The 14,910-nt window shown below is 73.7% G+C and carries 3 protein-coding genes; all 3 read right to left on the reverse strand.

Translation table 11 applies throughout. The features are described 5' to 3' along the window. Window positions 1-9 precede the first annotated feature (9 nt). Entirely contained in the window at window positions 10-837 is an 828-nt protein-coding gene (locus tag ACZ4XJ_RS16455; RefSeq protein ID WP_468496554.1) for an alpha/beta fold hydrolase, read from the reverse strand. Window positions 838-841: 4 nt separating this feature from the next. Beyond that, window positions 842-8,032 carry an amino acid adenylation domain-containing protein gene (locus ACZ4XJ_RS16460; protein WP_468496555.1) on the reverse strand — a complete coding sequence of 2,397 codons (7,191 nt, stop codon included), beginning with the start codon at window positions 8,030-8,032 and terminating at the stop codon, window positions 842-844. After that, the coding region (locus ACZ4XJ_RS16465; RefSeq protein WP_468496556.1) for an amino acid adenylation domain-containing protein at window positions 8,032-14,910 on the reverse strand (6,879 nt) is incomplete at its 5' end. The genes ACZ4XJ_RS16460 and ACZ4XJ_RS16465, both read right to left, overlap by 1 nt.

Genomic DNA, 14,910 nt, shown 5'->3' on the forward strand with positions numbered 1-14,910 from the left:
GTGTGCTCCTCACGTCCGCAGGAAGCCGATGAGGCTCTTGTTGACGGCTTCCGGTTGCTCCAGGTAGCCGTAGTGACCGCAGTCGGGCAGGACCTCGAACTCTGCTCCGGGGATCGCCTCGGCGACCTCCCGGCCGAGCCGGGGCGGTGAGATGAGGTCGTCCTCGAAGGCGATGACCCGGGTCGGGACCCGGATGTCCCGGTAGGCGGGACGCCGGTCCGAGCCCACGGTGATGCCCAGGTGGGCCCGGCTGCCGGGCCCGGAGGACCGGGTCAGTTCCAGCAGGTCGAGCCAGTCACGGGCCCGCTGCTCGTCGTCGAGGGTGGTCGGCGACAGCATCTGCATCGCCTCGATGACGGCCTCGTACGAGGCGGGCAGCCGTACGTCCGCGTCGTACAGCTCGATCTCGGCGCGGGACAGGGCGCTGCGGACCGCGTCGGCGCGTCCCCGGGTGGCCATCAGGACGAGACGGTCGACGAGTTCGGGGCGGGCCAGGGCGAGTTCCTGGGCGACGTACGCGCCCATCGAGGTGCCGACGACCTGGCAGGGGCCGAGCCGCAGTTCCTCGATGAGCGCGGCCGTGTCGGCGACGAGGTCGGCGAGGCCGAAGCCGCCCGCGCACTCGTCGCTGGGGGCGATGCCCCGGTTGTCGAAGGTGATGACGCGCAGTCCCGCGCGCACCAGGGCCGGCACCTGGTGCAGGTGCCAGGCGCGGCCCTTGCTGCCCGAGCCCATGATGAGCAGGACGGCGGGCGCGGTGCGGCCGGCGTCGGCCGCCGCGGCGGGGTGGTCGTCGTAGTAGTGGAGCCGGATGCCGTTGACGTGTACGAGGGGCATGGCATCAGGCCGTTTCGTTCGGACGGGACATGGCGGTGTCTCCTTCGGTCGGCAGGAGCCGTTCGGTCAGGGCACGGGCGATCCGGGCGAGCGCGTCGTCGGACTGGACGAGCCCGAGGTGGTCCGAGTCGACGCCGACGCGGTCGATCCGGCCCGTGGCGTGGGGGTGCCACGACCGGGCGTCGCGGCGGGCCGCCTTGTCCGCGGACACCCGCTCCGCGGACACCACCAGCACGTCGCCGTCGAAGTGGCCGGGGACGTGGCCGCGCATCAGCCCCGCGTTGTTCATGAACACGTCCAGCACCGAACGCAGTTCGTCCGCTTCGAGCCGGCCCATCGGGTCGCCGGCGGCGAGCAGGAACTCCCGGTAGCGGGCCGCCGGGAAGGCGCCGCCCGCCAGTTCCTCCGGGGTCACGTCGAAGCCGGAGTCGCGCAGGTTGTGGGCGAACACCTCGGCCAGCGAGGGTTCCGCGCCGGCGGCCGGGCGCCGCGGGTAGGAGTCCAACAGGGTCAGCAGCTGCACTTCCTGGCCGCGCCGGCGCAGTTCGTCGGCCATGGCGAAGGCGACGTTCCCGCCGAGCGACCAGCCGAGCAGCCGGTACGGGCCCTCGGGCTGGACCTGTCGGATCAGGTCGGCGTATTCGGCGGCCATCTCCTCCAAGGTGGCGGGCAGGACGCCGTCACCGTCGAGCCCGGCGGCCTGGATCCCGTACAGCGGGATCTCGGCGGGCAGGTGGCGGACGAGACCCGAGTAGCACCAGCTCATCCCGGAACCCGGGTGGACGCAGAACACGGGACGTTCGGAGCCCGAGGCCCGCAGCGGCAGCAGGCGCTCCATCGGCTCCCGGGCCCCGCCGGCGGCGATCCGCGCCGCGAGGTCGGCGACGGACGGCGCGGCGAACAGGTCCCGCACGGTCATCACCACGTCCAGCTCGGCCCGGACCCGTTCCACGAGCCGGACCGCCAGCAGGGAGTGCCCGCCCAGGTCGAAGAAGCCGTCGTCGGGGCCGACCAGTTCCCGTTCCAGCACTTCGGCGAACAGCCGGCACAGGGCCTCCTCGCGCGGGGTGCGCGGGGCCCGGCCGCTCGACGCGTGGTGGGCGGGCACGGGCAGGGCGCGCCGGTCGAGTTTGCCGTTCGAGGTGAGCGGCAGCGCGGCCAGGACGGTGACCGCCGCGGGCACCATGTACTCGGGCAGCAGCTCCCGCAGCCGCCGGCGCAACTCGGCCGGGTCGGCGGCGAAGCCCCGCTCGGGGACCGCGTAGCCGACGAGCCGGCGCTCGCCGGGGGTGTCCTCGCGGACCAGCACCGCGGCCTGGGCGATGCCGGGCAGGCGGGTCATGGCCACTTCGATCTCGGCGGGCTCGATGCGCATGCCGCGCAGCTTGACCTGGGTGTCGGTGCGACCCAGGTACTCCAGCTGGCCGTCCCGGTTCCAGCGGACCAGGTCCCCGGTGCGGTACATGCGGCTGCCGGGCGGCCCGTACGGGTTCGCGACGAACCGTTCGCCGGTCAGGGCGGACCGGCCGAGGTAGCCGCGGGCGAGGCCGGGGCCGCTCACGTACAGCTCGGCGGGGACGCCGGGCGCCACGGGCTGGAGGGCTTCGTCCAGGGCGTGGACCGAGGTGTCGGCCACCGGGCCGCCGATCGGCGGGGTGAGCGCGGCGGTCAGCGGGCCGCTCATCGTGGCGCAGACGGTGGCTTCGGACGGGCCGTACGAGTTGAGCATCAGCCGGCCCGCGGACCAGCGCCGGACCAGCTCGGGCGGGCAGCTCTCGGCGGCCACGACCAGGGTCATCCCGGCGGGCAGGGCCCCTTCGGGGATCAGCTGGAGGATGGCCGGCGGGATCGCGGCGTGGGTGACGGATTCGCGGACCGCCAGCTCCGCCAGCTCGCGCCCGGGAACGGTCTCCGGGGGTGCGATGACCAGCGTCGATCCGGTCAGCAGCCCCATGGACAGTTCCCAGACGGCGCCGTCGAAGGCGGGGGACAGGTGGTGCAGGACCCGGCTGCCGGGGACGACCCCGGCGTACGAGGTGAAGATGTCCACCAGGCCCGGAAGGCCCGCGTGGGTGACGGTGACCCCCTTGGGGCGGCCGGTCGTGCCCGAGGTGTAGATGACGTAGGCCGGGTGGAGGGGGCTGAGCGGGGCCGTCCGGTCGGCGTCGACCGGGTCGGCGGCGGCCCGGGCGGCGAGCAGGTCGGCCGTCGCGGGGTCGTCCAGTACCAGGCGGGGCACGTCGGTGGCGGGCAGCGCGGCGCCCGTGGCACCGGCCGTCACGAGGACGACGGGGGCCGCGTCCTGGAGGGTGCCGGTGATCCGCTCCGCGGGGTGCCCCGGGTCGAGGGGCAGGAAGGCGGCGCCGGCCTTGGCGGTGGCCAGCACGGCCACGGCCAGTTCGGTGGAGCGCGGCAGCGCCAGGGCGACGAGGCGTTCGGGACCGGCCCCGTACGAGATCAGCAGCCGGGCCAGCCGGTTGGCGCGCGCGTTGAGCTCCGCGTAGGTCAGCGACTCCGCGCGCAGGACGAGCGCCTCGGCGTCGGGGCGCCGGCGGACGTGCTCCTCGAAGAGCGCGGCGAAGTCGGTCGGGGCGAGGTTCTTCGCCGGTCCCGCCGCCTGTCGCAGGACCCGTCCGCGCTCCTCGGGGCCGAGGACGTCGATGCGGCTGAGCGGCTGGGCGGGGTTCGCCACCGCCTCGACCAGCACCCGGACGAACCGGTCGGCCAGTGCCTGCGCCGTCGAGCGGTCGAAGAGGTCGGTGCTGTAGTCGAGGACGCCGCCGATACCGGCCGGGGCGTTGTCCGCGTCGCGGCGCTCCGACACCGAGAAGCCCAGGTCGACCTTGGCCGCGGTGGCCGTCCCGCCGGCCCGGGAGATCGTCAGCCCGCCCGGCAGGGTCGGAGCGCCCTGCGCCTCGGGTCCGCGCGGACCGGTGTTCTGCAGGGAGAGGACCACCTGGAAGAGGGGGTGGTGGGAGAGGGTGCGGGTGGGGTTGAGGGCTTCCACGAGGCGTTCGAAGGGGAGGTCTTGGTGGGCGTAGGCGGTGAGGTCGGTTTCGCGTATGCGGGTGAGGAGTTCGCGGAAGGTGGGGTTGCCGCTGGTGTTGGTGCGGAGGACGAGGGTGTTGACGAAGAAGCCGATGAGGTGGTCGGTGGCGTCGTCGGTGCGGCCGGCGATGGGGGTGCCGATGGGGATGTCGGTGCCGGCGCCGAGTCGGGTGAGGAGGGTGGTGAGGGCGGTTTGGAGGACCATGTAGGGGGTGGTGTGGGTGGTGCGGGCGAGTTCGGTGAGTTGTTGGTGGGTGGTGGTGGGGATGGTGAAGGTGATGCGGTCGCCCGCGTGGCTTGCGGTGGGGGGTCGGGGTCGGTCGGTGGGGAGGTCGAGTTGTTCGGGGAGGTCGTGGAGGGTGTTTTTCCAGTGGGTGAGTTGTTGGCCGGCGGTGGTGGTGGGGTCGTTGTCGTTGCCGAGGAGTTGGCGTTGCCAGAGGGCGTAGTCGGCGTATTGGACGGGGAGCGGGGTCCAGTGGGGGGCTGAGTTGTTGGTGGTGCGGGTGGTGTAGGCGGTGGTGAGGTCGTGGGCGAGGGGGGTGCGGGACCAGGCGTCGCCGGCGATGTGGTGGATGAGGAGCAGGAGTACGTGTTCCTCGTCGGAGATGCGGAAGAGCGAGGCCCGGATCGGGATCTCGGACGTCAGGTCGAACGCGTGCCGGGCCGCCGCCGCGCAGTCCCGTTCGTGGTCCGCCTCCGTCGTGTCGGCCCGTACGAGGTCGAGTCGGGCCCGTCGCAGGTCGAGCACCACCTGACGCGCGCCGAGCTCGTCCTCGGCGTACACGGTGCGCAGGATCTCGTGCCGGCCGACGAGGTCGTTGACGGCCGCTTCGAGGGCGTCGGCGTCGAGCGGGCCGGTCAGTCGGAGCGTGGTCGGGATGTTGTAGGTCGGGCTGGGGCCTTCGAGTTGGTGCAGGAACCACAGGCGCTGCTGCGCGTACGACAGCGGGATGCGCTCCGGCCGCGGCTGGGGCGTGAGCGGCGTCCGGGCGTCGGTCGCCCGGTCGAGGGCGGTGGCGAGACCGGCGATGGTGGGGGTCTCGAAGAGCTGCCGGATGGAGAGTTCGGCGCCGAGGGTGGTGCGGATGCGGCTGACCAGACGGGTGGCGAGGAGTGAGTGCCCGCCGAGGTCGAAGAAGCTGTCGTCGATCGTCAGGTGCGGCAGGGACAGGATCTCCGCGTACAGGGATACGAGGATCTCCTCGCGCGGTCCGCGTGGTGCGCGGCCCGCGGCCCGCGCCGCGTAGCTGGGTTCGGGCAGGGCCCTGCGGTCGAGCTTGCCGTTCGGGGACAGCGGGAACGCGTCGAGGGCGACGAGCGCGGAGGGGAGCATGTAGTCGGGCAGCCGCTCGGCGAGCCCGGCGCGGGCGGCGTCCTCGTTCCACAGCGCGCGGTCGGGCACCACGTACGCGACCAGCCGCTGGTCGCCGGGACGGTCCTCGCGGAGCAGGACGGTGGCCTGGAGCACGCCGGGCTGGGCGGCGACGGCGGACTCGATCTCGCCCAGCTCGATGCGGAACCCGCGCAGTTTGACCTGGTCGTCCGCGCGGCCGACGAAGACGAGCTGCCCGTCGTCGTTCCAGCGGGCCACGTCCCCCGTGCGGTACATGCGGCTGCCCGGCCCCCCGAAGGGGTTGGCGGTGAACCGCTCGGACGTCAGCCCGCCGCGGCCCAGGTACCCGCGGGCGAGCTGCGCGCCCGCCAGGTACACCTCGCCGTCGGCGCCCGGGCCCACCGGGCGCAGCCCGGCGTCCAGGACGTACAGCCGGACCCCGTGGTGCGGGGTGCCGATCGGTACCGGGCCGGCCGGTACCTCGGTACCGGGCCGGATCCAGTGCTCCAGGCAGTGGCCGGTGGCCTCGGTCGGGCCGTAGACGTTCACCAGGGTCACCTCGGGCTTCGACGCGCGCCACGGCGAGAGGTGTTCGCCGAGGAGCTGTTCGCCGCCGAGGGTGAGGAGCCCGGACGGGGACACGGACTCCGGCATGGTCGCGAGGAGCGCCAGGTGCGAGGGGGTGCCCTTCATGAACGTGGCCTGCTGGAAGTCCGGTTCGGCGACGGCGGTCTCGGCCAGGCTCTCCAGGTCCGACAGCCGGACGCAGCCGCCGCTGATCAGCGGGGCGTGCAGCGAGCCGACGCTCTGGTCGAAGGAGGCCGAGGCCTGCATCACCGACAGGCCCGACACGTCGGGCGCCTGGGTTTCCCGGCAGTGCCTGACGAACGCCGACAGGGCCCGGTGCTCGACGAGGACGCCCTTGGGGCGGCCGGTGGAGCCCGAGGTGTAGATGACGTACGCCGGGTGGTGCGGGCCGAGCGGCGCGGCGCGTTCCGGGTCGCGCAGGTCGGCGGCGGAGTGCTCCCGCAGCGTGCCGGGCAGCATCGGGTCGTCCATGACGAACGTCAGCGGGGCGCCGCTGTCGAGGCCCAGCCGGGCGTCGACCTCGGCGGTGGTGAGCACGAGCACCGGATCGGAGTCCTCGATCATGTGCCGGATCCGGTCGGCCGGGTACGCCGGGTCGACGGGCACGTAGGCGCCACCGGCCTTGAGGACGGCGAGCATGCCGACGACGAGGTCCGTGCAGCGCGGCGCGGCGATCGCGACGAGGCGTTCCGGGCCGACGCCGAGCTGGACCAGGCGGCGCGCCAGCCGGTTGGCGCGCGCGTTGAGGTCGGCGTACGAGAGGGTGTCGTCGGGCGCGATCAGGGCCGGGTCGTGCGGGGTGCGCGCCACCTGCTCCTCGAACAGGTCGGTGAACAGTTCCGGGGCCCGCTCGTAGTCGGAGCCGCTCCACCGCTCCAGCACGGTGGCCCGCACGGCGGGGTCCAGCAGGGGGACGGCGCCCACCGGGACCCGCGGCTGCTCGACCATGGCCCGCAGGGCGCGCCGGAACACGGCGATCACCTCGTCGACCCGTTCGGCGGTGAACAGGTGCGGCAGGTATCCGAGGGAGAACCGGAGCATGTTGTCCCGGGGCAGCGCCAGCAGGCCCAGCGGGTAGTGCGTCTGGTCCTTGGAGTGGATCTTCAGGACGGTGGGCAGGTCGGTGGCGGTGTCCGTGCCCGGCGGCCGGCCGCGACTGGAGTTCAGCGGGTAGTTCTCGAAGACCATCGCGGTGTCGAACAGCTCGCCGGAGCCCGCCCAGCGCTGGATGTCGGCGAGGCCCACCCACTGGTGGTCGATCAGTCGGGCCTGCTCGCGCTGCACCCGGCGCAGCAGGTCCGCGAGGGGTTCCGCCGGGCGCAGTCGCACGCGCAACGGCAGCGTGTTCATGAACAGGCCGACCATCGTGTCGATGCCGGGCAGCTCCGGCGGCCTGCCGCTGACCGTCACGCCGAACACCACGTCGTCCCGGCCCGTCAGATGGGCCAGGGCCAGGCCCCACGCGCTTTGGATCGCGGTGTTCACGGTGACCCCGGTGGAGCGGGCGAACCGGGTCAGCGCGGCGGTGAACGCCTCGTCCTCCACGAAGTGGATCCGCTGCGGGGCGGCCGTGAGCGCCCCCCGCTCCGGCGCCACGATGCTCGGGGTGTCGAACCCTTCGAAGGCCTCCGTCCAGGCGGCCTCGGCCGCGTCCCGGTCGCGGGCGTCCAGCCAGGTGAGGTACTCGCGGTAGGGGCGAACCCGCGGCAGCGCCGTGACGTCACCGTGCACCGTGTACAGGGTGAGCAGTTCGCGCAGCAGCACCGGCATCGACCAGCCGTCGAGCAGGATGTGGTGGTTCGTCATCACCAGTCGGTGGCGGCCGCCACCCAACCCGATCAGCGTGAACCGGATCAGCGGCGGCTTGCCCAGGTCGAACCGGGTCCAGCGGTCCTCGTCGGCGAGGGCCTCCGCCGCCGCCTCCCGCCGGTCGGCCGGCAGCGCGCTCAGGTCCTCCTCCCGCCACGGCACGACCACCTCGCGGGGGATCAGCTGCACCGGCCGCTTGAGCCCCTCGTGCCGGAACGCGGCGCGCAGGTTCGAGTGCCGCCTCAGCATCGCCGTGGTGGCGCCGCGCAGCCGCTGCGCGTCGACGCGGCCTTCGAGCTCGATGAACACCTGGACGTTGTAGGCGTCCAGCTCATCGGCGTCAAAGAGGTTGTGGAACAGCATTCCCTCCTGGAGCGGAGAGAGCGGAAGAATGTCTTCCAGACCTGACTTGGCCATCAGAGGGAACCCCATTCGCTTTCGAGCCGTGAGATGTCGTCCGCGCTGAGCGAGGTGAGGGACACGTCCGAGGGCGTCAGGCCACTGGCCTCCGGCCGACCCGCGTGCTCCACCAGCGCCTTCAGCGCCCTGAACCAGCCTTCGCCGAGCCCGCGGACCGCGTCCTCGGTGAGCAGGCCCGCCGCGTACGTCCACACGCTGTGCAGCCGCGGCCCGTGCTCGGTGTCGTGGGCGCCGGCGACCAGCTCCACCGGGTGGCCGAGCGCGGTGTCCGGGTGCTGCCCGGCCACCCCCCGGCCCACCACGCCCCACGCGGGCGCCGGCCCGCCCTCCCGGACCTCGCGGCCGCCGGTGAACCGCCCCAGGTAGTTGAACCCGTACTCGGGGGCGGGCAGGTCCGCCAGCGGCTCCCGGGTCCGGGGGTTGACGTACCGGAGCAGGCCGTAGCCCACCCCGTCGCCCGGCACCTCGCGCAGCTGCTCCTTGACCTGCTTCAGGGCGCGGCCCGCCGCCGGGCCGCCGTCCCACACCCGCGCCCAGTCCCCGCCGACCCGGGGGTCCAGCCGCACCGGGTGCATCGAGGTGAACCAGCCCGCAGTACGGGTGAGGTCGGCGCCGGCCGCCAAGTGCTCGTGCCGGCCGTGGCTTTCGAGGTCGACGACGACCGGCGCCCCCGGGTCCTCGCCCCGGGTGCGCCGCCAGTCGGCGACGGCCAGCGCGAACGCGGTCAGCAGCAGGTCGTTGATCTCCGCGTGGTAGACGCCCGGCACCCAGGTCAGCAGGGCCTCGGTGGTCTCCGCGTCCAGGTCCAGGGTGACCTGCCCCGCCCCGGCGTGCGTGTCCCGGACCGGGTCGAGGGTGAGGGCGGCGGTGTGGTCGAGGGTACGGAGCCAGTGGTCGGTCTCCGCCTCTGTGGCGGGCCGGGCCGCGAGGTCGCGCAGCGTCTCGGCCCACTGCCGCCAGCCGGTGCCGCCCTCGGCGAGCGGCCGGCCGTCGTGGGCGGCGGCCAGATCGGGTACGAGGAACCGCCAGCTCACGGCGTCGACCACCAGGTGGTGCGCGACCAGCACGAGCAGCCCGTCGGTCTCCGGCCCGCGATCGAGCCAGCAGGCCTCCAGCATCCGGCCCTGTTCGGGGTCGAGCCGGTCGCGGGCGGCGGCGGCCAACTCGGTGACCGTCGTCCGCAACCCGGCCCCGTCGAGGCCGGGGGCGCGGTGCCGGGTGAGCAGGGCCTCCACGGTCGGAACCCCCGGCTCCGGGATGGCCATCGTCCAGTCCGGGGCCACCCGCAGGCGCAGGGCGTCGTGGTGGTCGAGCAGCGTCCGCAGGGCGCCCCGCAGCCGGTCCTCGTTCAGCCCGGCGGGCACCGCCACCACCACCGACTGGTTGAACGGGGCGACCGGACCGCCGAGTTCCCGCAGCCAGCCCATGATCGGCGTCGGCGGGACCGGACCGGTCGGCCCGAACACCTCGGCGTCCGAGCCCTGCGGCCGCTCCCCGTCCGCCCGGGCCAGGGACTCGGCGAGCAGGGCGACGCTCTGGTGCTCGAACACGTCCCGGACGGAGATCGTCAGACCCTGCCCGCGGGCCCGGCTGACGAGCTGGATGGACAGGATGCTGTCGCCGCCCAGGTCGAAGAAGCCGTCGTCGACGCCGACGGACTCCAACCCGAGGGCCTCGGCGAACAGCCGGCACAGCAGCTCCTCGACCGGACCGTCCGCCGCCCGGCCGGTGGAGCGCTGCCCGTAGTCGGGCGCGGGCAGCGCCTTGCGGTCCAGCTTCCCGTTGCCCGTCAGCGGCAGCACGTCCAGCGCGACGAACGCCGACGGCACCATGTAGTCCGGCAGCGCGTCCCGTACGAAGGCCCGCAGCTCCTCCGCGTCCACGAGCCCACCGGCGCCCTCCGCGGCCACCAGGTAGGCCACCAGACGCCGGTCGCCCGGCCGGTCCTCGCGGACCACCGCCACCGCCTCCGACACCCCGGGGTGCCGGGCCAGGGTGGACTCCACCTCGCCCAGCTCCACCCGGAACCCGCGGATCTTCACCTGGTCGTCGACCCGGCTGATGAACTCCAGGTCACCGCGCCGGTTCCAGCGGACGATGTCACCCGTGCGGTACATCCGCTCCCCGGGCCCCTCGAAGGGGTTCGCGACGAACCGGGAGGCACTGAGCCCCGGCCGCGCCAGGTAGCCGCGCGCCAGCTGCACCCCGGAGACGTACAGCTCCCCGGGCACGCCCGCCGGCACGGGCTGCAGGAACTGGTCCAGGACCAGCATCCGGGTGTTGGGGAACGGCCGGCCGATGGTGAGGACCCCGTCCTGAAGGTCCGCGGGGGAACCCACCCGCCAGGTCGTGCAGCCGACGATGGTCTCGGTCGGCCCGTACTCGTTGAGCACGGTCATCCCCGGGTGCGCCTCCAACGCCGTCCGCACCGCCCGGCCCGTCAGCGACTCGCCGCCCAGCACCAGGTCTCCCCGCGGCGCGTACACCCCGGGCAGTTCGGTGATCAACGGCAGGTGGCTCGGCGTCGCCTTCAGGAAGGTGATCTGCGGCAGGCCCTCGGGGACCTCGCCCGCCAGGTGCCGCTCGTGCAGCTCCTCCAGGTCCGCGAGGTGCACGCAGCCACCGCTGAGCAGCGGCGCGAACAGACCGGTCACCGTCAGGTCGAACGACAGCGGCGAATGCAACAGCGCGTGCCCGCTCACCCCCGGATACAACTCGGTAGACACCGCCAGGTAGTTGACCGCCGGCTGGTGTTCCACGACCACCCCCTTGGGGCGGCCCGTCGACCCGGACGTGTAGATGACGTACGCCGCGTGCCACGGCGACAGCCGACCCGTACGGTCCGCGTCACCCAGGTCGTGGGCGGCCTGCCCGGCGACCTCGGCGCGCACCTGCGGACCGTCCAGCTCCAGCCGGCGCAACCCGTCCGGGAACAACCCCTCGGGGAGCCGGCCCGCGGTCAGCACGCACACCGGACGGGCGTCGTCCACCATCACGGCGACCCGCTCCGGCGGCGCGGACGGATCGACGGGCAGGTACGCCGCGCCGCTCTTCAACACCGCGAGGACCGCCACCCCCAGGTCCACCGACGGCGGCAGGCACAGCGCCACGATCCGCTCCGGTCCGGCCCCCGACGCGACGAGCAGCCGGGCCAGCCGGTTGGCGCGGGCGTTCAGCTCCTCGTACGACAGGGTCGTCCCGTCCGCGGACAGCGCCGGACGCAGCGGCGTCCGCGCCACCTGCTCCTCGAACAACTCGGGAAGGGTCGCCTCCCGCTGGGGCCTGGCGGTGTCGTTCCACTCCTCCAACACCTGCCGGCGCTCGGCCGGATCCAGCAGACCGATCCCGCCGATCGGCAGGTCCGGATCCGCCGTCACCGAACCGAGCACGGCCAGCAGCCGCGAAATGATCGATTCGACGGTCTCCCGGTCGAACAGCTCCGTCCGGTACTCCAACGAACCCCGCATCCCCGCCGGCGCGCCGGACGCGTCGTGGCTCTCCCCGAGGGTGAGCGACAGGTCGAACTTCGCGACGCCCGTCCGGGCGGCCAGCCGCGTCGCGTCGCGCAGGACGTCACCACCCGCCACGGAACCGCGACCGCGCGCCCCCTCGCGGACCGGGTCCGCCGTGTTGTTGAAGGTGATCATCACCTGGTAGAGCGGGTGGTGGGACAGGCTGCGCGTCGGATTGATCGCCTCCACCAACCGCTCGAACGGCACGTCCTGATGCGCGTAGGCGGCCAGATCGGCGCTACGGACCCGGTTCAACAGCTCCCGGAAGGTGGGGTTCCCGCTCGTGTCGGTCCGCAGGACCAACGTGTTGACGAAGAACCCGATGAGGTCCTCCGTCGCCTCGTCCGTACGACCGGCCACCGCCGTGCCGATCGGGACGTCCTCACCGGCGCCCAGGCGGGTCAGCAACGTCGCGAACGCCGCCTGCGCCACCATGAAGGGGCTCGCGTGCGCCGCCCGGGCCAGCTCCGCCAGCCGGGCGTGCAACGCCGCCGGAACCGTGAACGGGATCCGGTCACCGCAGTAGCCGGCCGTCGCGGGACGCGGCCGGTCCGTGGGCAACTCCAACTGCTCCGGCAGACCGGCCAGCGCCTCCTTCCAGTAGGCCAGCTGGACGCCCGCCGTGCTGTCCGGGTCCGCCTCGTCACCGAGCAGCTCGTGCTGCCACAGCGCGTAGTCGGCGTACTGGACGGGCAGCGGCGCCCACCCGGGCGCGCCGCCCGCGCCGCGCGCCGCGTACGCCGCCGTCAGGTCGCGGGCCAGCGGAGCCATCGACCAGCCGTCACCGGCGATGTGGTGGATCAGCAACAGCAGCACGTGCTCCGTGTCCGACAGCCGGAACAGGCGCGCCAGGAACGGGATCCCACCGGTCAGGTCGAAGACGTGCCCGGTCGCCTCCGCCAGCCGCTCGTCCAGGTCCTCCGCCGTCACGTCCGTGACGTCCAGGGGGCGGCGGACCAGATCGGCGGGCAGCACGATCTGATGCGAACCCCGCTCGTCGTCCGCGAAGACGGTCCGGAGGCTCTCGTGCCGCGCGACCACGTCATCGACGGCCCGCTCCAGCGCCTCCCGGTCCAACGCGCCGGTCAACCGCAACGCGGTCGTCAGGTTGTACGTCGCCGACGGCCCCTCGAACTGCCGCAGGAACCACAGCCGTTGCTGCGACGGCGACAGCGGCACGCGCTCCGGCCGCGGCATCGCCACCAACGGAGCCCGCGCCCCGGACGCCGTGTCGAGCGCACCCGACAGCCCGGCCACCGTAGGCGTCTCGAAGAACTGCCGCACGGACAGCTCGACGCCCAACGCCGTCCTGATCCGGCTGACCAACCGGCTCGCGAGCAGCGAATGCCCGCCCAGGTCGAAGAAGCCGTCGTCGATGCCGACCCGCGTCCGACCCAGGACCTCGCAGAACAGCGAGCACAGGATCTCCTCGCGCGGATCGCGCGGCCCCCGCCCCGCCGGCTCGGCCCCCCGGTCCGGCGCGGGCAGCGCCGCCCGGTCCAGCTTCCCGTTCGGCGTCAACGGCAGCCCGCCCAGGAACACCAGGGCCGTCGGCACCATGAACTCGGGCAACCCGCGCCGCAGATGATCCCGCAACGCCGCGGGGGTGGGCTCCGGGCCGTCCGCGACGACGTACCCGACCAGCCGCTGGTCACCCGGCCGGTCCTCACGGACCAGGACCGCGGCCTCCGCGACACCCGGGTGCCGCACCAGCTCCGACTCGACCTCACCCAACTCGATCCGGAACCCGCGCAGCTTCACCTGCTGGTCGACCCGGCTCAGATAGCGCAACGCACCGTCCCGCTCCCGCCGCACCAGGTCCCCGGTGCGGTACATCCGCGCGCCGGGCGGCCCGTACGGGTCCGCGGCGAACCGCTCGGACGTCAGCCCCGGACGCAGGTGGTAGCCCTGCGCCAGCTGCGCCCCCGCCAGGTACAGCTCGCCGGGCACCCCGACGGGCACCAGCCGCAGCGCCGCGTCCAGCACGTACGCCGACGTGTTGGCCAACGGCCGTCCGATGACCGGCCCGGCGGGACCCGGCCGCGACACCTCGGCGGCCGTCGCCCAGATCGTCGCCTCCGTGGGCCCGTACAGGTTGGTCACCGAACGCGCCCGCCCGCCCAACGTCCGCGCCAGCTCGGCCGGCAGCGCCTCACCGCCCACCAGCACGTGCACCCCGGCCAGCTCGCCGCGGTCCGCGGCCACCAACCCCTGCCACAGACTGGGCGTCGCCTGGAGCAGCGTGATCCCCGAGTCGGCGACCGTCCGCAGCAGCGCCGCCGGATCCTTGGCCGTCTCCTCGTCCGCGAGGACCACCGCGGCACCGTGCAGCAGCGGCAGGAAGAGCTCCAGACCGGCGATGTCGAAGCCGACCGTCGTGACCGCCAACAGCCGGTCCCCGACGCCCGGCGCGAAGCGCCGCCCCACCGCGTCGAGGAAGGCGTCCAGTGCCGCCCGGGGCACCACGACACCCTTGGGGCGGCCCGTGGACCCGGACGTGTAGATGGCGTACGCGGGATGGGCGCCGAGCACCCGCGTCCGCAGCTCGGCGTCCGCCAGATCGGTGCCCTCGTACGCCGCCACCTCCTCAGCCGACACCGGCTCGGTGACGGTGATCGCCGGCGCCGCGTCGTCGAGCATGTACGCGATGCGGTCCGCCGGATATCCCGGGTCGAGCGGCAGGTACGCGGCGCCCGACTTCAGCACCGCGAGCAACGTCACGACCAGGTCCGCAGAGCGCGGCAGCGCCACCGCCACGAACCGGCCCGGGGCCGCGCCCCGCGCGACGAGGTGCCGGGCCAGCCGGTTGGCGCGCGCGTTCAGCTCCGCGTACGAGAGGGTGACACCGGCGCACACCAGCGCCGGCGCCCGCGGGGTCAGCGCGGCCTGCCGCTCGACCAGCCGGGACACCGACGCCTCGGGCGCCGGGCCGGCCGTCCCGCCCCACCCGCGGAGCGCCTGCCGCTCGCTCGGGCTGAGAATCTCCAACTGCCCGATCGTCCGCTGGGGGTGGGCCACCCCGGCACTGATCACCCGCACCAGCCGGTCCGCGATCCCCTGCACGGTCTCCCGGTCGAACAGGTCCGTGCTGTACGTGACGCTGCCCGACATGCCCTCGCAGCCACCGTCCGCACCGAACCGCTCGGCCAACGCGAACGACAGGTCGAAGCGCGCGGAAGCCCCCTCCGCCCCTTCCACCCGCGCATGGAGCCCGGCGAACCGCGGCACCTCCGAACGCGCCCGCGCACCTTCGGTGTTGTGCAACGTCAGCATCGTCTGGAAGAGGGGGTGGTGGGAGAGGGTGCGGGTGGGGTTGAGGGCTTCCACGAGGCGTTCGAAGGGGAGGTCTTGGTGGGCGTAGGC

Source organism: Streptomyces sp. NPDC029836 (assembly GCF_055574495.1).